The following is a 19,366-nucleotide window of genomic DNA, read 5'->3' as shown; positions in this document are numbered from 1 at the left end:
TCCGACAGTGTCAGTTCATTTTTTGGGCGTAAGCTGCTTAGAGGTCGATGATCGTGCCGCGGCCGTCGTTCCAGATGCGCATCTCGCGTTGGCCGTTATTTGCCTTGGCACGCACCGGAGCGGGCTTCATCTTCATCGAAAGTGCACGGCCGACCATCAGTACGGTCAGAATGCCGCCGACGGCGAGCGTCACCGAGAAGGTGAGAAGCAGCATGGCCACGAAAAAGGTGGCGCCGGCAAGCATGATGAAGATGGAGCGAATGTTCTGCATTGGTTTGAGACCTTTCTTCAGAAAGGAATGTGGTCCTTCTTTTTCCTCTCTGCAAGGTAAGCATGGCTTTTTGGTGTCTTGCCGGGCTTTGCGAAGCTTGGCACTAATGGTTCATGAACCGAACCAGATCTCTCCGTTCTCTGCGCCTGCGCCGCTCGGTGCTGAGCGTACCCGCCATTAATGCGCGGGCGCTCGAAAAGAGCCATTCCCTTGATTGCGATGCCGTTATTTTCGATCTGGAGGATTCGGTAGCGCCGGTGAAGAAGGGAGAAGCGCGGGAAAATCTGAGACGTTTTTTTGCCGGGCCGGCGCTCGAGGGCAAGGAAAGGATCATTCGTATCAATTCTTTGTCATCCGAGTTCGGGCCGGCGGATCTCGATCTGGTCAAGGACGTTTTGCCCGATGCCGTTCTGTTGCCGAAGGTGGACGAACCTCAGAATGTCACCGACATCAGCGACCTGCTGGCGGAAGCGGATGCGCCGGAAGAACTGCGCATCTGGGCGATGATCGAGACGCCGCGCGGCGTGCTGAATGTCGGCGCAATCGCCGAAGCCGGCCGCACGCCGGGATCGCGGCTCGATTGCCTCGTCGTCGGCCTCAACGACCTGCGCAAGGAAACGGGCGTCTTGCCGCAGCCGGGACGGACCTACCTAGTGCCATGGCTGATGCAGGTGATCCTGGCGGTCAAGGCCTACGGGCTCGATGCGCTCGACAGTGTCTTCAACGATTTCCAGGATGGCGAAGGCTTCGATGCCGAATGCGGACAGGGCCGCGCCATGGGTTTTGCCGGCAAGATGCTGATCCACCCCTTGCAGATTGCAGCCGCCAACCGGCATTTCGGGCCGAGCACGCAGGAGATAACGGAAGCCGAGGCGATCATTGCTGCCTTTGCCGATCCGGCTGCCGAGGGCCGCAACGTCATCACTGCGGACGGGCGGATGATCGAGCGGCTGCATCTTGTCCAGGCCGAAGCTCTGGTTCATAAAGCTCGCCTGATTTCTGCAAGAAAGCCAGCCTGATGAAACTCTACCGCTTCCTGACCGGTCCCGACGACGCCTCCTTCTGCCACAAGGTCACCGCCGCCCTCAACAAGGGCTGGTCGCTGGAGGGCTCGCCGACCTATGCCTTCAATGCCGCGACCGGCGCGATGCAATGCGGTCAGGCCGTCGTCAAGGAGGTCGAAGGCAAGGATTACGATCCCGAGATGAAGCTCTCCGAGCAGTAGCGCGTTCTGCCGAACGCGCGGCTTGTTTTATGCATGTCGTTGTCCCGGAACCGCTGCACACTTCCGGGCGACATGCATTAGCGCTCGGCGGCTTCCTCGGCACTTGCCTCGATCCGCTCCATGTCGTCGTCGCTCAGGCCGAAATGGTGGCCGATCTCGTGGATCAGGACGTGGGTGATGATATCGCCGAGCGTCTCGTCGTTTTCGGCCCAGTAATCGAGGATGGGACGCCGGTAGAGGCGGATGCGGTTCGGCATCTCGCCGGTTTCTACCGTGAAGCGTTCGGAAATGCCCCTTCCCTCGAAAAGGCCGAGCAGATCGAAGGGGGTTTCCAGCGCCATGTCCTCGAAAACGTCGTCATCGGGGAAATCCTCGATCTCGATCGTGAGGTTGGTCGTCAGCTGGCGGAATTCATCCGGCAGATGGCTGTAGGCCTCCATGGCCAGCGACTCGAAAGTGCTGATCGTCGGCGCATGGCGGTCCCGCCAATCATCGCTCTGGTCTATGCGGGCCATGAATATTCCTTCCTTTGCGGGCCCATATAGAACCTTTATCGCCGATTTTCGAGTGCGGAATCAAAGGCAGGAATAAATTCATAGAAAATGGTTGTTGACTCTTCTTCGGCTCTCTGGAATCCATAAGAACATAACAGGAACAAGACGAACGGAGTGAACGCCATGGCGCAGACCGCCCTGGCGCGCGAGCGGCTTTTTGCGCTCCGCGAAACCATCGCCAAGCTAGAAGGAAAGTCCGCGCCGGCGCTTGCGGCAGCGGAGCGGGAAGCCCTGGCGTCGGGAAAGGTCGGGCGACAGGCTGTCGAACGGAACGGCTGCGGGCTTCGTCTGCCGTTCGGCGTCGCACCGCTCGACGAGGCGATGGAAGGTGGCCTGCCGCTCGATGCGATCATCGAATTCCGCGCGTCTCTGTCACGCGATGCAGGTCCGGCAAGCGGGCTGGCGATGGCCGTTGCCGCGCGGCTTCAGAAACGGGAGGCGGATGCCGGCAGGCTTCTGCCGCTGCTCTGGATCGGCGATGCCATCGGCACGCTGGAGGCCGGCCGCCCCTATGCTCCAGGGCTTCTGGATTTCGGGCTGAACCCGGAACGATTTCTTCATGCGGCGCCGCGCAAGCTGGGCGAAGCCCTCTGGCTTGCCGAGACCGCGGTGGAAAGCGCTGCCTTCTCGGCCGTCGTCTTCGAAGTGCGGGGCAATCCTGCGCATTTCGGTTTGACGGAAAGCCGCAGGCTCAATCTCAGGACGCGGGCTGCCCGCCGTCCGCTCTTTCTTGTCCGGCAGGCCGGCGAGGAAGAGGCGAGCAGTGCGGCCTTTCGTCTGCATGTCGAATCCGCGCCATCAGGTCTGCGGCCGCTGCCGGACAGATCGAAGCTTTCCGGCAGCATCGGCAATCCGATTTTCCGTCTCACGCTGGAGAAGAGCCGCAATCCGGCCCCGCTCTCCTTTCTTCTGGAGTGGAATCCCCATGAACGCGAATTTCTCCCTGTTGCCGAACCAGGCTTCGCTCGTCCTCCAGGCGAACAGTCAGCGCATTCTGGCGCTCAGCTTTCCGCATCTGCCAACAGATCGCATCGCTCGCAGGCGATGGGGGCTCTCCTGGCGTTCGAGAGGGCGTCCTGAGGAGCCGCCGATCGTCTGTTCCGGCAAGCTCAACAATGCCATGCGGCTGACGGCACTGGACGAGTTGGCCGAGAGGCTGGGGCTGAAGAAGGAGCAGGGCGTTGCCGAAGCACACGCCATGTATCCGGCGCTCGATGTCGTGGAAGAAGATCCTGCGGCCGACCGTCGGTTGCTGGAGGCAATTGCCGATTGGTGCGACCGTTATACGCCGCTGGTGGCGTTCGACGGCAAGGATGGCCTGTTTCTCGACATTACCGGTTGCGCCCATCTTTTCGGTGGTGAAAAGGCGCTTCTCAAGGATGTGCTGGCGCGCCTCTTTCACATGGGGTTCGATGCACGGGGAGCGATCTCATCGTCTCCGGGCCTTTCCTGGGCAATGTCCCGCTTCGGGCAAGGCGGTGTGATTGGGGATGAGGAAACCGATACTGTGCTGGCGCCTCTGCCGGTCGCTGCCTTGCGGCTGGAAGGGCAAACCGTCGATGCCCTGAAGAAGCTCGGTCTCAAATATGTCGGTGACGTCATCAATGCGCCGCGAGCGCCGCTGACCCGCCGATTCGGCCCGGAGCTGCTCCTGCGTCTCGACCAGGCGCTGGGACGCGAAGAGGAGCCGGTGTCGCCCCGGCGTCCCGTCGCCAGCCTCTCGGCCGAAAGCCGGCTGATCGAGCCCATCGGCACGGAAGAGCAGATCCTCTCCGTCACCAGACAGGTCGCCGTGTCGCTGCAGCCGTCGCTGGAGGCGCGGGGAGCCGGCGGGCGTGTGTTCGAACTGGTCCTGTTCCGCGTCGACGGCAGGGTTTTTCGCATTTCCGTCGGCGCTTCGCAGCCGCTTCGCGAACCGAAATTCATCGCCGGGCTTTTTTCCGAGCGATTGCAGGCGGTCTATGACGATATCGATGCTGGCTATGGTTTCGAGATCCTCCGGCTGAATGTGTTGCGGCATGAGCCGTTCAACGAGGCGCAAGGTGATTTCGAAGGCGACCGCCAGGGGGAAATCTCGCTTTCTGTTTTCGTCGATCGGGTTTCGGCCCGGCTTGGTGCGGATTGCTTGCAAAGCTTTCAGCTCCGCGAGAGCCACGTGCCGGAACGTGCCGTCATCACGGTTCCGGCGATGGACAATCTTTCGAGACGGCGGAAGGCGGAGCGGGACAGTCCTCTTCCCTTCCGTGAAGAGCGGCCGTTGCGGCTTTTTGCAACGCCGGAGCCTGTCGAGACTGTGCTCGCCGAAGTGCCCGATGGTCCCCCGCAAGTTTTTCGTTGGCGGCGCATGCAGCATCAGGTGGCAAAAAGCGAAGGTCCGGAGCGGATTGCCATGGAGTGGTGGATCGACGGAAGCGACGCCGAGGCACGTGATTATTTCCGTATTGAGGATGAGGCCGGGCATCGCTTTTGGATCTATCGCCGCGGTTTTTATGGTGAGGAACTCGATCCCCGCTGGTTCATGCACGGAGTTTTTGCATGAAACCCGTACGCGCATTCTTCGAGATCGGTACACGAACGAATTTTTCGTTCCTCGAAGGCGCCTCCAGCCCTGAGGAGATGGTCGTGCAGGCCGCTTATCTGAAGCTTGGAGGGCTCGGCATTGCGGACCGGAATTCGGTTGCCGGTGTGGTGCGGGCGCATGCACAGGCAGAACAGCTTCAGGAGAAATACAGGAACAGAGAAGAGATTCTGGCCCAGGCTAAGAAGGAAGGAAAAAAGGAGGTAATCCTCGATCCTATCCGGGTTCAGCCGGGCGCCCGTCTCGTCTTTTGCGATGGAACGCCTGATATCCTCGCCTATCCGTGCAACCGGCGGGGCTGGGCAAACATCTGTCGCCTTCTCAGTGCGGGTAATCTGAAGGAGGAGGCGGTCAAGGGAAGCTGCATCCTGACGGAAGCCGAGCTTATGGAATGGGGCGACGAGATGATGCTTGCCCTCGTTCCCGATCGTATTCTTGTCGATAGCCAGGCTGGCCAGTCGGGGTTGGAAGATTACTTGAAACGCTTTCGCAAACGGTTCGGCAAAGCATTCCATGTGGCGCTGGCCCCCGCCTATGACGGTCGCGACAGACAGGTTTTTGCGGTATTTGCCATGCTTGCCGCCCGAAACCGCGTGCCGCTAATTGCGACCAACCAGCCGCTCTACCACCATCCCGAACGCCGGCCGCTTTCGGATGTCGTGATCGCGATCCGGGAGCATGTGCAGATATCGCAAGCCGGATTCCTGCTGGCGCCGAATGCCGAACGCTATCTCAAGGATTCACGTGAAATGCTCCGGATCTTCCGGGATTATCCTGATGCGGTCGAGAATACGCAGGCCTTCTTCGCCAAATTGACCTTTTCGTTGAAGGAACTGGAGCACAATTACCCGCCGGAAAACGATCCCGGTGAAACGCCGCAGGAGACCTTGGAAAGGCTGACGAGAGCGGGAGCGGCGAAACGCTATCCTGAGGGCATTCCGGCCAAGGTGGCGCCGCAGATCGAATATGAACTCGATCTCATTCGCCAGAAGAAATACGCCTCCTATTTCCTGACGGTTTACAAGATCATCCAACACGCCCGCTATGAACTCAAGGTCTTGTGCCAGGGGCGCGGGTCGGCGGCGAATTCGGTCATCTGCTATTGCCTCGAGATAACGGAAGTCGATCCTCGAAAGAGCACATTGCTTTTCGACCGCTTCATTTCGATGGACCGGGACGAACCGCCTGACATCGACGTCGATTTCGAGCATGACCGGCGCGAAGAGGTCATCCAGTTCATTTATAAAAATTACAAGAGAGAGCATGCGGGGCTGACGGCGGGGGTGACTACCTACCGCACCCGTTCGGCCGGCCGCGAGGTCGCCAAGGCCTTTGGGCTCTCGGAGGATGTCCAGTCGGCGATCAGCAGCCTCGTCTGGGGCTGGTCGGAGGATAATCTTTCGGAGCGGGATGCAAGGGCGGCCGGCCTCGACATCAAGGATCCGGTAACACGGAACGTGCTGAAATATGCCTCCGAGCTTCTCGGTTTTCCCAGACACCTCACCCAGCATGTCGGCGGCTTCGTCATCACCCGGGACAGGCTCGACGAGGTGGTGCCGATCATGAAGACGGCGATGCCGGATCGCTACATGATCGAATGGGACAAGGACGATCTCGACAACGTCAAAATCCTCAAGGTGGATGTGCTGGCGCTCGGCATGCTGACCTGCCTCAGGAAAGCCTTTTCGTTGCTCGAACTGCATTACGAGGTGAAGAAGACGCTTGCCGACCTCGGCAACAGGGAGCACGGAGAGGAGGGTGAACCGGTTTACGACATGATGGGCCGGGCCGATACACTCGGCGTTTTCCAGATCGAAAGCCGGGCGCAAATGAGCATGCTGCCTCGCCTGAAACCCAGAGTTTTTTACGATCTCGTCATCGAGGTGGCGATCGTTAGGCCGGGGCCGATCCAAGGCGATATGGTTCATCCCTATTTGAAGCGCCGGGAGCAGAAGGCCAAGAACATTCCGGTGGAATATCCGAGCAAGGAACTCGAAGCGGTGCTCGAAAGAACGCTCGGCGTGCCGCTGTTTCAGGAGCAGGCGATGCAGATCGCGATCACCGCTGCAGGCTTCAAGCCGGCGGAGGCCGACAAGCTTCGCAGAGCGATGGCCACATTCAAGCGAACCGGCACGATCGGCGATTTCGAGAAGCGCTTCATCGAGGGGATGGTCTCAAAGGACTACGATCCAGAATTTGCAAAGCAATGCTTCAATCAGATCAAAGGTTTCGGTGAATATGGTTTTCCGGAAAGCCATGCCGCTTCCTTCGCACTGCTTGTTTATGCCTCTTCATGGCTGAAGGCCTATTATCCCGATGTCTTCTGCGCGGCGATGTTGAATTCCCAGCCGATGGGGTTTTACGCGCCGGCCCAACTGGTGCGGGACGCGCGCGAGCATGGCGTAAAGATCCTGCCGGTCGATATCAATGAATCGGACTGGGATTGTACCCTGGAAGAGGCTACCTTCGATCGGCAGGCCGTCGATTTCCGGCATGGCGAGATGCGCGAGATCATCAAGACCCGGCACGCTGTGCGGCTCGGTTTTCGGCAGATCAAGGGTCTCTCATCAACCGATATGGAACGGCTCATCGGCAATCGAGGCAAAGGCTACGGTTCGGTGCGTGATCTCTGGCTGCGCTCCGGCCTGCAGAAATCCGTCATCGAGCGGCTGGCGGACGCGGATGCGTTCCGCTCCATCCATCTGTCACGGCGCGAAGCGCTCTGGGCGGTGCGGGCACTGGATGTGAAGAGTGCCGCCGAAGAGCTGCCGCTTTTCGAACCGGTCCGTCATATCGACCTCCAGGCCGAGCCTGTGACGAAGTTGCCGGATATGCAGCCGGGCGAGCAGGTGATCGAGGATTATCGTTATCTCTCCCTGTCGCTGAAAGCGCATCCAGTCTCCTTCCTGAGAGAGGAATTCCAGAAGATGGGCATCACGCGCAATGTCGATCTTCTCAGAGTGCCGAACGGAAAGAGGGTGACGATTTCTGGTCTGGTGCTGGTGCGCCAGCGGCCGGGTTCGGCCAAGGGCGTAATTTTCATGACGCTGGAGGACGAGACCGGGGTCGCCAATGCGATCGTCTGGAACAAGGTTTTCGACAAGTACCGCGCGGTCGTCATGGGCGCCCGTCTCGTGAAAATCCGCGGCAGGCTGCAAAGCCATAGCGGCGTGATCCATACCGTCGTCGAGCATATCGAGGACATGACGCCTGCCCTTGGCCTCCTGCAACGCGAGGCCCGCCGTTTCGGCGCTTGCGAACGGGCCGACGAAGTGCTGAGGCCGGGAGGCGACCAGCGGAAGATTGCGGATGCTCGGAGAGGGGCGGGGTTGGAAAAAACTGTGATTTCTACAGGCCGCCATGCAGGCGTGGCGGAGACCGCCGGTGTCATGCCCCGCGGGCGGAATTTTCATTGAAGCGCGTTTTGCCGATCGGATCATGCCGGCGCGCTTTCATAGATATCCATGCCCGTTTGATGTCGCCGCCTCAACCGCCGTCGAATTTCGGACAAACTGCAACAGGGTTTGCCCACCGTCGCCGCTCGATGGCGAGGGACTCGAATTTTTCTTGACAACCACCATCTTCTTTAGCAGAAAAACACGATAGTCAGTGTCATGTTTGGAACGAAGACGTGCTCGTCTGCAGCTGCAATTACATAACCGACAAGGAAATCCGGCAGGTCATCGTCGACCTTCTCGATCAAGACTGTTGGCAGCTTATCGTGCCTGCGAAGGTTTATCACGCCATGGAAAAGCGCGGTCGCTGCTGCGGCTGTTTCCCTAACGTGGTTGATATCATCATCCAGACGACCGAGGAATATCACGCCCGTCGCCACTCGACGGAAACCGAGATATTTGATTTCATGTCACGCTTGAAACAATTCCACGAGGAAAGCAGGAGAGCGGACATTGAAAGGCGACAAAAAAGTCATCGAGCGGCTTAACGAGGCACTGTTCCTCGAGCTTGGCGCGGTCAATCAATATTGGGTTCATTATCGCCTTCTTGAAGACTGGGGCTACACCAAGCTCGCCAAGAAGGAGCGCGCCGAATCCATCGAAGAGATGCACCACGCCGACCGGCTTGTCGCACGCATCATTTTCCTCGAAGGCCATCCCAATCTGCAGACGCTCGCCCCTTTGCGCATCGGTCAGAACGTCAAGGAGGTTCTGGAAGCCGATCTTGCCGGCGAGTATGACGCCCGCACGGCCTACAAGAAGTCGCGCGACATTTGTCACGAGGCCGGCGACTACGTTTCGATGAAGCTCTTCGAAGAGCTGCTGGCGGATGAGGAAGGTCATATCGACTTCCTCGAAACACAGCTCGATCTGCTCGAGAAAATCGGCGAAAGCAAATACGGCCAGCTCAACGCCGATTCCGCCGACGAAGCCGAGTAATCTCTCACAAGATGCCGGCTGCCTCTTCGGCGGCCGGTATTGCCTGATCAGGCCACCGCCCGCAAACAAGTCGCTCCAGACTTTGCCGGATCACGGACGCGGCGACCTTTCCGCGTGCTTGCCGGGCAAAACTGGAAGCGCCACTCTGCCCGTCTCAGTCTTCCGGCTGAAGTGCCGCCAGATGCTGGAACTCGGCGACCACCCGGTCGTAGACGGACCGCTTGAAGGGCACGATCAGACCCGGCAATTCCTGCATCGGTTTCCATTCCCACGCATCGAATTCCGGCTCATGGCCGCCAGGAGGCGGGTTGATGGCGATCTCGCCCTCGTCTCCCTCAAACCGGAAGGCAAACCAGCGTTGCGTCTGGCCGCGGAATTTTCCCTTCAGCCCGATGCCGATCAGCTGCGGCGGCAGATCATAGTTGATCCAGTCACTCGCTTCGGCCAGCAGCGTCACCGTCCTGATGCCGGTCTCCTCATAAAGCTCGCGATAGGCGGCATCGAGCGGATCTTCACCTTTGTCGATGCCACCCTGGGGCATTTGCCAGAGTTGCGGCGAGCCGTCATATTCGGAATTGCCGTCAGGTATGCGCCGTCCCGCCCAGACGAGACCGTCACGGTTCAAGATCATCACGCCGACGCAGGGGCGGTAGGGCAGATCCTCTGCTTTCACGGTCGCCTGGCTCATTTTCTTCTCCGTTCAGGAATTCCGGTTCTCAATTAGGTCATCAAAACATGATGCGAAACCGCTTACGCTTTCGCATCATGCTCTAGGGATTGCGGGGATCGTTCGTCAGGGTGGCGATGCCGACGATTTCAATGCCGCGCATTGCCGCCTCCTGGCTCCATTTGGCGATAGCGTCGACGCTTTCGTCGAAAGCCGAGGCAACGCCGATCGCCTGGCCGTTCTTGCGGGCGATGCGTTCGAGTTCGTCGAGCTTCTGCAGGACGGCGCTGACATCGAGCTGCCCGTCGAGCTGCAGGTCGGCGAAGGCATAGGGCAGCTCGGTGCCCTTGGCGACATCAGCCGTCTTCGACTGTGCCGAGCTGCCGTCGTCAAGGAAGAGCAGGCCGCGTTTGCCGATATCGCGCATGACGGGCTCCATGGCGGTGGGATCGGCGAGAAACCGGCCGCCGAGATAATTCATGACGCCGGTATAGTTGGTGATTTCGCCCATCGCCTTGTGCAGGTTCTCGATATTGCGCGCGACCGGCTTGGAAGTCAGCAGGGTTTGCGGACCCGGATCGTTGGTCGGGTAATCAAAGGGCTCGAGCGGCACCTGCAGAAGAATCTCATGGCCGCCGCGGCGGGCCTCCTGCATCCAGCGCTGCAGGCTGTTGCCGCTTGCGGCAAAGGCCAGCGTGATCTCCTCCGGCAGCTCGGCGATGGCGCGCTGCGTTCCGGTCTGGCTCAGCCCGAGACCGCTGACGACGATGGCGATGCGGACGCCGCGCGCCCCGGATGAGGGCCGGGCATATTGGTCCATCGGTCGCCGGCCGTCAGGGCCGACGATCGGCAGCCTGCCATAGGGCGTTTCTTCCAATAACGTTTCATTGGGCATTGCCGCCATGCGCGGATCCTGGCCCACCTGCATTGCGTCGACCAGAACCGGCCCGCTACCGTCGCGTGGACGCGGACTGTATTTGGTCACGACGGAGCCGTCGCCGGTGATCATCTGCTCGACATTGGCGCCCGAGCGCGGTTCGGCGCGGGGCATGCCGCTTGCGGCCTGGCCGGCCGGGGTCTGCGGCGGCGGTTGAGGCGTGCCGGACGGCGGCGTTGCCGCCTGTTCGGCTGCTGGTGGATGGGTGCGTTCGAGCCCGTCGCCGCGAAACGCGGTATAGAGGGAAAAGCCGCCTATCGCGAAAAGGCATAGGCTGGCGGCGATGCGGCCCAGGCGTAGGACGCCCGGGCGCCGATTGCCGGTTTTGCGGTTGCGGCCCAAAGGCGCATGCAGGTCCGTTCCCAATTTCTCGCCCGCTCCAAAACCGGGAAACAGCAAAAGGATCAAGGCCGGGCGAAGTGCCCGGCCTTGGCATGATGATTACTTGGCGACGACGGCCTTGTCCGGGTTCGGCGGGAAGGCCGGATCGGTCTTCTTGCCGCGCAGAAGATCAAGCGCGTAATTCAGCTGAACGTCGTCCTTCGGGTCCGGCGGGACATAGGCGACCGAGCCCGAACCTTCGTCCGTCTCGCTCTGGCCCTTGATGTGGCCGCGCAGGCTGGATTCGCCTTCGGTCACCATCTTGCCCTGCAGTTCCTGCGGCAGCGGCTCGTCGACCTTGATGTCGGGCGTGATGCCCGTACCCTGGATCGAGCGGCCCGACGGCGTGTAGTAGAGCGCCGTGGTCAGGCGCAGCGCGCCGTTTTCGCCGAGCGGGATGATTGTCTGGACCGAGCCCTTGCCGAAAGAGCGCGTGCCGAGAACAGTGGCGCGGCGCAGGTCCTGAAGAGCGCCGGCGACGATTTCCGATGCGGAAGCCGAACCGCCGTTGATCAGCACGATGACCGGCTTGCCGTCCGTCAGGTCGCCCGGGCCGGCGTTGAAGCGGCGGGTTTCGTCAGGATTGCGGCCGCGGGTGGAAACCACCTCGCCGCGCTCCAGCAGCGCGTCGGAGACATTGATCGCCTGGTCGAGCAGGCCGCCCGGATTGAGGCGCAGGTCGAGGACGTAACCCTTCAGCTTGTCAGCCGGAACGGTGTCCTTGATCTTCTTGATCGCCTTTTCCATGTCCGGATAGGTCTTCTCGGTAAAGGAGATGATGCGGAGGTATCCGACATCGTCCTCGACACGCGACTTGACGGCCTGGACGGCAACGACATCACGGACGATCGTCAGCTCGATCGGCTTGTCGGCGCCCTTGCGGATCAACGTCAGCTTGATCGGCGTGTTGACGGCGCCGCGCATCTTCTCGACGGCGTCTTCGAGCTTCAGGCCGCGCACGGACTGGCCGTCGATCTCGGAAATGTAATCGCCGGCAAGAACCCCGGCCTTGGCGGCAGGCGTATCGTCGATCGGTGTGATGACCTTGACGAGTTCGTCTTCCATCGTGACTTCGATGCCGAGGCCGCCGAACTCACCCTTGGTCTGGGTGCGCATATCCTCGGCGTCCTTCGCATTCATGTAGCTCGAATGCGGGTCGAGCGAGGACAGCATGCCGTTGATGGCGTTCTCGATCAGTTTGTCTTCGGCCGGCGGCGTCACATATTGCGCGCGCACCCGTTCGAAGACATCGCCGAAAATCGAGAGTTCCTTGTATGTGGAGGATCCGGCCGCTTCTGCCGGCACACCCGCCGAGTAGATGACGCTCATGGCGGTCGCACCCATCAATGCGCCGACCAGAACAAGAGAAGCCCTACGAATCATTGCGTGCCTTTCCAGTGTCTTTGGCGGTCCACCACGGTCGGGAATCGACCGGTTTACCGTCTTTTCGAAATTCAATGTAAAGCGTTGGCCGGTCTGTTTCCAGCGCCAATGCAGTTGCGCTTGCCACTCTTTTCGCCCCCATCACGGCGAGCGGCTCGCCTGAGAAAACGAATTTTCCCTGACGGGTGTTGATCGTATCCATTCCCGAGAGGACCAAGTGGTATCCGTCGCCTGTATCGAGGATGATCATCTGGCCGTAACTGCGGAAAGCGCCGGCGAAAACCACCAGGCCGTCTGCGGGCGCCGTTACCACCGTCTCCGCATTGGTGGCGACAGTCATTCCCATGGCCTCGTGCCCGGTACCGTCGGCATCGCCGAACTGACGCAGGATATCGCCTGCCACGGGCAGCTCCAATTTCGCCTTCAATTCTCCGAAGGGATATGCGGGCGCAATGCGGTTTTTATCGGGCACGCCGCTGTCGGCCAGCGCCTTGGCCTGAGCACGCTGCTCGTCCGTCAAGAGCTTGCGATTCTCCTCCGCCTGGCGGGCGGCGGCAGCCGCGTCGCGCACCGAGGCGATCTCCGATTCCATCGAGGCGACAAGGCCCTCGAGGTTGGTCGCCTTGCCGGCTAACTCCTCCGAACGCTTCTTTTCGGCCTGGAGTTCGGCGGCGTTGCTGCGGCTGAGCTTGTCGTTTTCGGCAAGCAGCAGGTCCATGCGCCGCTCTTCCTCGATGCTATCAGTCATCGTCGACGTCAGGCCGGCCTTTTCGGCAGCACTTGCGCTCTGCAATGCGGCAAGGCTTGCGAGGTCTGCGGCAAGCTTGTCGGTTTCCTTGCGGATACCAGGCACGACAGCGCCGAGCAGGATGGCGCTGCGCACGGAAGCGAGCGCGTCGTCAGGGGTGACGAGCAAGGCCGGCGGCGGGTTACGGCCCATCCGCTGGAGCGCGGCAAGCACCTCGGCCAGAAGGCCGCGACGCTCGTGCAGGGAACGGCGGATGCCATCCTCCTTGACGCCGAGATCGGCGAGCTTCTTCTCGCTGTCGAGGATCTGCTTTTCGAGCCCCTTGCGGCGAGCGGCGGAATCGATCAGCGCCTGGCGGACGCTTTGCGTGCTCTTTTCCAGGTTGGCGATGCTTTGCTGGAGTTCGCTCACCTTGTCCGAGGAAAGACTGATGGTCTTCGACAGCGCCTCGAGTTCGGCGCGGGTCTGGTCGCGTTTGGCGGCGAGTTGGGCCGCCGGATCGGGTGGCGGCGCTTCGGCTATCGGCGGGCTCGAAGCCGGCTCGGCCGAGGGTTGCGCCGCTTCGGGTGCTGCATCCTGTGCCCTGACGGAGAAGGGGCTTGCCGAGACGGTGATCGCTGCCGCACCAATGCCTGCCGCAATAGCCGGCAGGATCATGCGACGTCGCCTGGTTGCTGTTCTCGTCATTGCTTATCTGGGCACTCTCTCAAATCGCGCGGAGACTAAGCTGATTTGACGCGCTTTGCCAGAAAGTTTGAGGGAGAACGGGCGGCCAGGCAAAACACGGCTGCGTGACAATCCGACGCATGGGCCGACAGATGGGCCGACGCACGGGAACCGACACGGCCTCAGACGCGGTGGTAGGGGTGGCCGGACAGGATGGTGACGGCGCGATAGAGTTGCTCGGCGATCAGCGTGCGGACGAGCTGGTGCGGCCAGGTCATCTTGCCGAGACAGAGCGTGGCGTCTGCACGGTCATAAAGCGAGGGGTCGAGGCCGTCGGCGCCGCCGATCGCGATCGTCAGTTCACGCTTGCCCTGGTCACGATAGTTGCCGAGCAGGTTTGCGAAGGCTTCGCTGTCCAGCGCCTTGCCGCGTTCGTCGAGAAGGATGAGGATGCTGCCTTCGGCCAGCGATTTCAAAAGCATCGCGGCTTCTTCGCGCTTGCGGGTTTCCGCATTGGAGGCGCGGCTTTCTGCCACTTCGGCAACGCGGCTAAATTCGAGGCCGACCGCCGAGCCGGCCTTGGCGAAACGATCGAGGTAACGGGCCACAAGATCCTTTTCGGGGCCGGACTTCAGCCGTCCCACCGCAAAAAGACCAATTCGCATTTATCCGCTCCCGTTCATGGCGGCACTTTCAGGCGCGCGGTGCGCTACCGGCCGGCTTGCTGTGGTTTCCGGCCAGTCAATGCCACGTCTCAGGCAGCGAGCGAAATGCCGGCCCGCCTGTCAGTGCCGTGTTTCTTCATCCATATCCGGAGCCGCCCACATCTTTTCGATGTTGTAGAACTCGCGGGTTTCGGGACGGAACACATGCACGATAATGTCACCGGTGTCGATCAGGATCCAATCGCCGCCTTCCTGACCTTCGACGCGGGCTGGTCCGAAGCCCTCATCCTTGAGATCGGTGAGCAGGTGATCCGAGATCGCCATGACATGCCTGTTCGAGCGACCGGAGACGACGATCATGTAGTCTCCAAGCGCCGATTTTCCGGCAATGTCGATAGTGACGATATCTTCAGCTTTGGAGTCCTCAAGGCTGGTGAGGACGGCTTCTAAGGCGCGGGCAGCGGCATCGGCGCCACGTTCCGCACTCTTCGGGACAACGGCGAACGTTTTCCCCTTGGCGTGTACTGTTGTCAGTGCTTTCCCTTTCCTGGAATGACAAACCATGCACAACACGAGATCCGATAACGACCGGATCATGGTTAAGATAGGCATCAAACCATTAATGTTTCAAGACATGCTAAGGTACGGAACGGCCTAAAATCCGATCTTGCGGCCGAATTGCAGAATATTGCCACGCGAGCCGCTTCTGGCGGGCGTGTACAGTTTCCATGCGGAAGCGTAAAGTGCCGCAAATTCCACAATCCGCGAATTCGATGACCGATCCAGCTGCAAAAACACTCGTCCCCATCCTGCGAATCAGCTTCCCGGACGAGGATCGTCTCGGTCACGGAAAAATGGAGCTCCTGGAGCACATCCGCACCACCGGTTCGATCTCGGCGGCAGGCCGGGCGATGGACATGTCCTACCGCCGCGCATGGCTGCTGGTCAGCGAAATGAACCGGATGTTCAGCGAACAGGTGGTTGAATCGCAACGTGGCGGGCAAAAGGGCGGCGGCGCCGCGCTGACGCCGTTCGGCGAGCAGTTGCTCCAACGCTTCCGGCGGATGGAAAGAACCGTGCGGGAAAGCCTTGCCGAGGATCTCGCCTGGCTCGAAGGCAAGCGCAATTCAGGTCACGGCGGCTGATCACGCCTCCAGGGCAACCGTTTTGATGATGGCGAAAACCTGTTTGCCGGGTTGAAGATCGAGGCGCTCGCAAGACAATGCGGTGATGCGCGAGAGAATGACGTCGCCCCCACAATCCAGCCGGATTTCAACCGTTCCATCCTCGTCCGGCGACATCTGCTCGATCCTGCCTTCGAGAATGTTCAATGCGCTGAGACCTTCGGGCCTTGCGGTCGCCAGCATGACATCGCGGGACGGGATGCGGATGCGGACCGGCCTGCCTGATGCAAGGGCGGCACTGGGAATATGCAGCCGGCGAGATTTCAGGGCAACGATCGACAGGTGGTGCCGCGCATCGAAGCTTTCGACGGTGCCTTCCAACAGCGCACCTGCCTCTCTCCGATCGGCGGCAGCAGAGGGACGGCTCAATATATCGACCGCCGGACCTATAGCCTCCACCTTGCCGTCGTTGATGACGACGACCTGGTTTGCCAGTCGCGCCACTTCGGCGATCGCATGGCTGACATAGACGATCGGGATGTCGGTTTCATCCCGCAATCGCTCGAGATAGGGAAGGATCTCCGCCTTGCGTGCCTCATCGAGGGCGGCGAGCGGCTCGTCCATCAGCAGCAGGCGGGGTGAGGAGAGAAGGGCTCGGCCGATCGCGACGCGCTGCTTCTCGCCGCCGGAAAGCTTGGCGGGGCTGCGCGCGAGCAACGTTTCGATACCAAGCAGATCGACGACGCGATCGAAACTCTCGCTGCCCGCGGCTCTCGGCGCAAACCAGCGGCCGTAGGAAAGATTGGCGCAGACGCTCAAATGCGGGAACAGCCGTGCCTCCTGGAAGACATAGCCGAAACGACGCCGGTGCCTGGGGACGAAGATGCCCTTGGCGGTATCGGTCAGGGCCTCCCCGTCAAGCATGACACGGCCTTCGTCGGGCCGGGCAAGGCCGGCGATGATGCGGATCAGCGAGGTCTTGCCGGAGCCTGAACGGCCGAAAAGCGCGGTCACGCCGCGTTCGGAGGTGAAGGCGGAGTCCAGCGAAAAAGCCCCGAGCCTTTGTCTTGCCTCGACGATCAGCGTCATTCCGGATCGATCCTCCGGCCGGCGAGACGGGCAAGGAATTCGGAGGCGAGAAGTGCTGTCATGGAAATGACGATGGCAACAAGTGTCAGGCGCAGCGCGCCGGCATCGCCGCCCGGCACCTGGGTGAAGGTGTAGATGGCGGCCGGCAGCGTCTGGGTCTCGCCCGGAATATTGGAGACAAAGGTGATCGTCGCGCCGAATTCACCCATGGCCTTAGCGAAGGATAGGATCATGCCGGCGATGATGCCGGGGAGCGTCAGCGGCAGCGTGACCGTCAGGAAGACCGCGACAGGGCCGGCGCCGAGCGTTCCGGCCGCCTCTTCCAGCTTGCGGTCGACCGCTTCGATCGACAGTCGGATGCTGCGCACCATCAGCGGAAACGCCATGACGGCGCAGGCGAGCGCCGCACCCGTCCAGCGGAAGGAGAAGACAATGCCGAAATATTGGTCGAGCAGGCTGCCGATCGGGCCGCGGCGGCCGAAGAGGATGAGGAGAAGGAAGCCGGTAACGACGGGGGGCAGGATCAGCGGCAGGTGAACGATGCCGTTCAGCACCGACTTGCCCCAGAAGCGACCGCGGGCCAGAAGCAGGGCGACGAGAATGCCGAGGGGCAGGCTTGCCAGCATGGCGACGATCGAAACGCGCAGGCTGAGCAGGATCGCCGTCCATTCCTCGTTGCTCAAGCCCAGTGCGTCCAAATGCAGCCGTCTCCCTGATAAATAGAAGGCTCGCTGAGGCGAGCCTTCACGCTAAGCTGCGGTGATCAATTCCGCAATCATCTCAGATTCTCAATCACTTCAGAATGGTGAAGCCCTGCGCCGTGAAGAAGGCGGCTGCCTTATCCGATTTCAGGAAGTCGAGATAGGCTGCCGCATCGGGATTCTTGCTCGAAGCCAGGATTGCGATCGGATAGATGATCGGCGGATGGGAATCGGCGGGGAAGGTGCCGACCACTGCAACACCCTTATCGGCTGCCGCGTCGGTCTGGTAGACGATGCCATAGGGCGCCTCGCCGCGGGAGACAAGCGCAAGAGCGGCGCGCACGCTTTCGGCGCCGGCGACCTTGCTCTCGACCGATTTCCACACGCCGAGCTTTTCGAGCGCGGCCATGCCGTATTTGCCTGCCGGGACCGACTTCGGCTCACCCATGGCAAGCTTGCTGTCAGCGAGCAAAGCGGCGAGATCGAAACCCTGCTTGATTTCGACCGGCTTTGCCTTTTCCTTTTCGGCAACGAGCACAATCCGGTTTCCCAGCAGGTTGGAGCGGGTGTCGGCTTTGATCAGGTCCTTCTTGGCGAGGTAATCCATCCAGTCGAGGTCGGCCGAGATGAAGATGTCGGCGGGAGCCGCGTTTTCAATTTGCTTTGCAAGAGCCCCGCTTGCCGCATAGGAGGTGACGGCTTCCTTGCCGCTTTCCTTGGCCCAGGCCGCATTGGCCGCGTCGAGCGCATCCTTGAGGCTCGCCGCCGCAAAGACGGTCAGTTTTTCGGCGGCTGCGGCCGGCGCGGGAAGCGCTGCCGCGCCAAGCCAGAGAGCCGCGATTACGGCGGTTGCCAGTTTCATCCATTGGCGGCGGTTCTGCATGGTTCTTATCCCTAGGTTCGAAATATCGTGACGAATATAACGACCTTCACGTTTTGGCTAGGGATATATCCAAGAAAATATAACCCTTATCGCCAATCGTCCGGAATTCGCGTATTCTTGAAGCGCATAGCTTTCCGTGAAGAGTAGATCCGCTATCGGGCAGCTCCGCCAGGAAGCGCCCAAGGCACCACTATGAGGTTCGAGGCGGTAAAGACTACTTCGTCGGTCATGCCGATAAAAACGGCAGCATCTCAAGATTTGTCATACGCAGTGTTGCATCGCCCGCATTGCTGCGTTGCACAAATCGATATTCACCTTCCTGCTAGATATGGTAGAACTTAACCATCGAAACGGCTTCTCCTCCTCCCATAGCCGTTCGGTAGGATCGGCAACACTCCTCCTCCCAGTTGTCGATCGAGTTTATAAGCCCGACGGATCTCCTCCCCCGTCGGGCTTTCTCGTTTCTGGGATTTCCTCAAAAATCAGCTATCAGAACTGCCCGGCAATGAGCCGTTGCGGATGGCCGTCGAACTCAGGCGGGAGCGCGGCCCGTGGATGAATGTCCAGGCCGGAGCCGGCTTCTTCCAGAGAACACGAGCGTCATCCTCATCGACGCGGGCGAAATCGAAGGTCCGTGTCATCTTCGAGGAGAGGTAGGAGAGTGTGGCGCCCGGCCTGTCGATCACCGCGATCGGGAAAGTGCGGGCGATCTCCTGCCATTTCTGCCATTTGTGAAAGGTCTGCAAGCTGTCGGCACCCATGATCCAGATGAAGTGCACATGCGGATTGCGGGCCTTGACGCGGGCAAGCGTATTGGCGGTGTAGCCGACGCCGAGCGCTTGCTCGAAAGCTGTGACCTTGACGCGCGGATCGGCAGCGATCCGTTCGCTCTCGGCGATGCGCTCGGCGAGCGGAGCAAGATAATTGCGGCTCTTCAGCGGATTGCCCGGGGTCACCATCCACCAGAGCTGGTCGAGGCCTAGTCGCTTGATGGCGATCTCGGCGACGAGCGCGTGGCCTTGATGCGGCGGGTTGAACGAACCGCCGAACAGACCGACGATCATGCCGCGCTCGCTGTGCGGCATGCGCAGATAACGTCG

19 protein-coding genes and 1 pseudogene are annotated in these 19,366 nt (G+C 60.7%); 8 read left to right on the top strand and 12 right to left on the bottom strand.

Annotation, left to right across the window (positions count from 1 at the left end; translation table 11 throughout):
• Positions 1-37: 37 nt before the first annotated feature.
• Positions 38-271 (bottom strand): hypothetical protein, encoded by a 234-nt coding sequence (locus NE852_RS21580; protein ID WP_008528626.1) that lies wholly within the window; start codon positions 269-271, stop codon positions 38-40.
• 113 nt (positions 272-384) lie between these two features.
• On the opposite strand from NE852_RS21580, the gene NE852_RS21575 reads away from it, so the two are divergent.
• Both NE852_RS21575 and NE852_RS21570 read left to right on the top strand, forming a co-directional pair.
• On the top strand, positions 385-1,290 hold the full coding sequence (locus NE852_RS21575) for a CoA ester lyase (RefSeq protein WP_008528625.1): 906 nt from the start codon (positions 385-387) through the stop codon (positions 1,288-1,290).
• On the top strand, positions 1,290-1,496 hold the full coding sequence (locus tag NE852_RS21570) for a DUF1737 domain-containing protein (protein WP_008528624.1): 207 nt from the start codon (positions 1,290-1,292) through the stop codon (positions 1,494-1,496). The genes NE852_RS21575 and NE852_RS21570 overlap by 1 nt, the downstream gene beginning before the upstream one ends.
• 77 nt (positions 1,497-1,573) lie before the next feature.
• Here the strand turns inward: NE852_RS21570 and NE852_RS21565 are convergent, their stop codons facing one another.
• Complete coding sequence (locus NE852_RS21565) at positions 1,574-2,011, bottom strand: metallopeptidase family protein (protein ID WP_008528622.1); 438 nt, start codon at positions 2,009-2,011, stop codon at positions 1,574-1,576.
• Between the two features lie 162 nt (positions 2,012-2,173).
• Here NE852_RS21565 and NE852_RS21560 point away from each other — a divergent pair, with 162 nt between their 5' ends.
• From NE852_RS21560 to bfr, 5 genes and pseudogenes are all read left to right on the top strand, one after another.
• On the top strand, positions 2,174-3,130 hold the full coding sequence (locus NE852_RS21560; protein ID WP_258156071.1) for an ImuA family protein: 957 nt from the start codon (positions 2,174-2,176) through the stop codon (positions 3,128-3,130).
• 40 nt (positions 3,131-3,170) lie between these two features.
• Entirely contained in the window at positions 3,171-4,589 is a 1,419-nt protein-coding gene (locus NE852_RS21555; protein WP_258156720.1) for a DNA polymerase Y family protein, read from the top strand.
• Positions 4,586-8,044: an error-prone DNA polymerase gene (locus NE852_RS21550; RefSeq protein WP_008528618.1), complete on the top strand. Its 3,459-nt coding sequence runs from the start codon at positions 4,586-4,588 to the stop codon at positions 8,042-8,044. Before NE852_RS21555 ends, NE852_RS21550 begins: the two co-directional genes overlap by 4 nt.
• A gap of 151 nt (positions 8,045-8,195) precedes the next feature.
• A pseudogene (locus NE852_RS21545) lies at positions 8,196-8,571 on the top strand ((2Fe-2S)-binding protein).
• The gene (gene bfr, locus NE852_RS21540; RefSeq protein ID WP_125845906.1) at positions 8,537-9,022 is read left to right on the top strand and encodes a bacterioferritin; all 486 of its coding nucleotides are present in this window, start codon (positions 8,537-8,539) and stop codon (positions 9,020-9,022) included. The pseudogene NE852_RS21545 and the gene bfr overlap by 35 nt, the downstream one beginning before the upstream one ends.
• Before the next feature lie 154 nt (positions 9,023-9,176).
• Here bfr and NE852_RS21535 read toward each other — a convergent pair whose 3' ends face one another.
• The 6 genes from NE852_RS21535 to rsfS form a co-directional block, all read right to left on the bottom strand.
• Positions 9,177-9,710 (bottom strand): RNA pyrophosphohydrolase, encoded by a 534-nt coding sequence (locus NE852_RS21535; protein ID WP_008528613.1) that lies wholly within the window; start codon positions 9,708-9,710, stop codon positions 9,177-9,179.
• 82 nt (positions 9,711-9,792) lie between these two features.
• Entirely contained in the window at positions 9,793-10,992 is a 1,200-nt protein-coding gene (locus NE852_RS21530) for a divergent polysaccharide deacetylase family protein (RefSeq protein WP_037171988.1), read from the bottom strand.
• Positions 10,993-11,067: 75 nt separating this feature from the next.
• Entirely contained in the window at positions 11,068-12,390 is a 1,323-nt protein-coding gene (locus tag NE852_RS21525; protein ID WP_258156070.1) for a S41 family peptidase, read from the bottom strand.
• Positions 12,380-13,795 (bottom strand): murein hydrolase activator EnvC, encoded by a 1,416-nt coding sequence (locus NE852_RS21520; RefSeq protein ID WP_008528610.1) that lies wholly within the window; start codon positions 13,793-13,795, stop codon positions 12,380-12,382. The genes NE852_RS21525 and NE852_RS21520 overlap by 11 nt, the downstream gene beginning before the upstream one ends.
• A gap of 191 nt (positions 13,796-13,986) precedes the next feature.
• Complete coding sequence (gene rlmH, locus NE852_RS21515; RefSeq protein ID WP_008528609.1) at positions 13,987-14,469, bottom strand: 23S rRNA (pseudouridine(1915)-N(3))-methyltransferase RlmH; 483 nt, start codon at positions 14,467-14,469, stop codon at positions 13,987-13,989.
• A gap of 120 nt (positions 14,470-14,589) precedes the next feature.
• On the bottom strand, positions 14,590-15,033 hold the full coding sequence (rsfS, locus tag NE852_RS21510; protein WP_037171983.1) for a ribosome silencing factor: 444 nt from the start codon (positions 15,031-15,033) through the stop codon (positions 14,590-14,592).
• Between the two features lie 209 nt (positions 15,034-15,242).
• Here rsfS and NE852_RS21505 point away from each other — a divergent pair, with 209 nt between their 5' ends.
• On the top strand, positions 15,243-15,614 hold the full coding sequence (locus tag NE852_RS21505; protein ID WP_037171980.1) for a winged helix-turn-helix domain-containing protein: 372 nt from the start codon (positions 15,243-15,245) through the stop codon (positions 15,612-15,614).
• On the opposite strand, the gene modC is transcribed toward NE852_RS21505, so the two are convergent.
• From modC to NE852_RS21485, 4 genes are all read right to left on the bottom strand, one after another.
• Entirely contained in the window at positions 15,615-16,682 is a 1,068-nt protein-coding gene (gene modC / locus NE852_RS21500; protein WP_258156069.1) for a molybdenum ABC transporter ATP-binding protein, read from the bottom strand. It abuts the gene before it with no gap.
• Complete coding sequence (gene modB, locus NE852_RS21495) at positions 16,679-17,380, bottom strand: molybdate ABC transporter permease subunit (protein ID WP_037171973.1); 702 nt, start codon at positions 17,378-17,380, stop codon at positions 16,679-16,681. Before modB ends, modC begins: the two co-directional genes overlap by 4 nt.
• A 94-nt stretch (positions 17,381-17,474) precedes the next feature.
• On the bottom strand, positions 17,475-18,266 hold the full coding sequence (gene modA, locus NE852_RS21490; protein WP_008528602.1) for a molybdate ABC transporter substrate-binding protein: 792 nt from the start codon (positions 18,264-18,266) through the stop codon (positions 17,475-17,477).
• Positions 18,267-18,748: 482 nt separating this feature from the next.
• Complete coding sequence (locus NE852_RS21485; protein ID WP_258156719.1) at positions 18,749-19,351, bottom strand: nicotinate-nucleotide adenylyltransferase; 603 nt, start codon at positions 19,349-19,351, stop codon at positions 18,749-18,751.
• Positions 19,352-19,366: the final 15 nt, after the last annotated feature.

The sequence above is a fragment of the Rhizobium sp. Pop5 genome, from assembly GCF_024721175.1.
In the GTDB taxonomy this organism is placed as follows: Bacteria; Pseudomonadota; Alphaproteobacteria; order Rhizobiales; family Rhizobiaceae; genus Rhizobium.
This window is presented reverse-complemented; position numbering and strand designations above follow the sequence as displayed.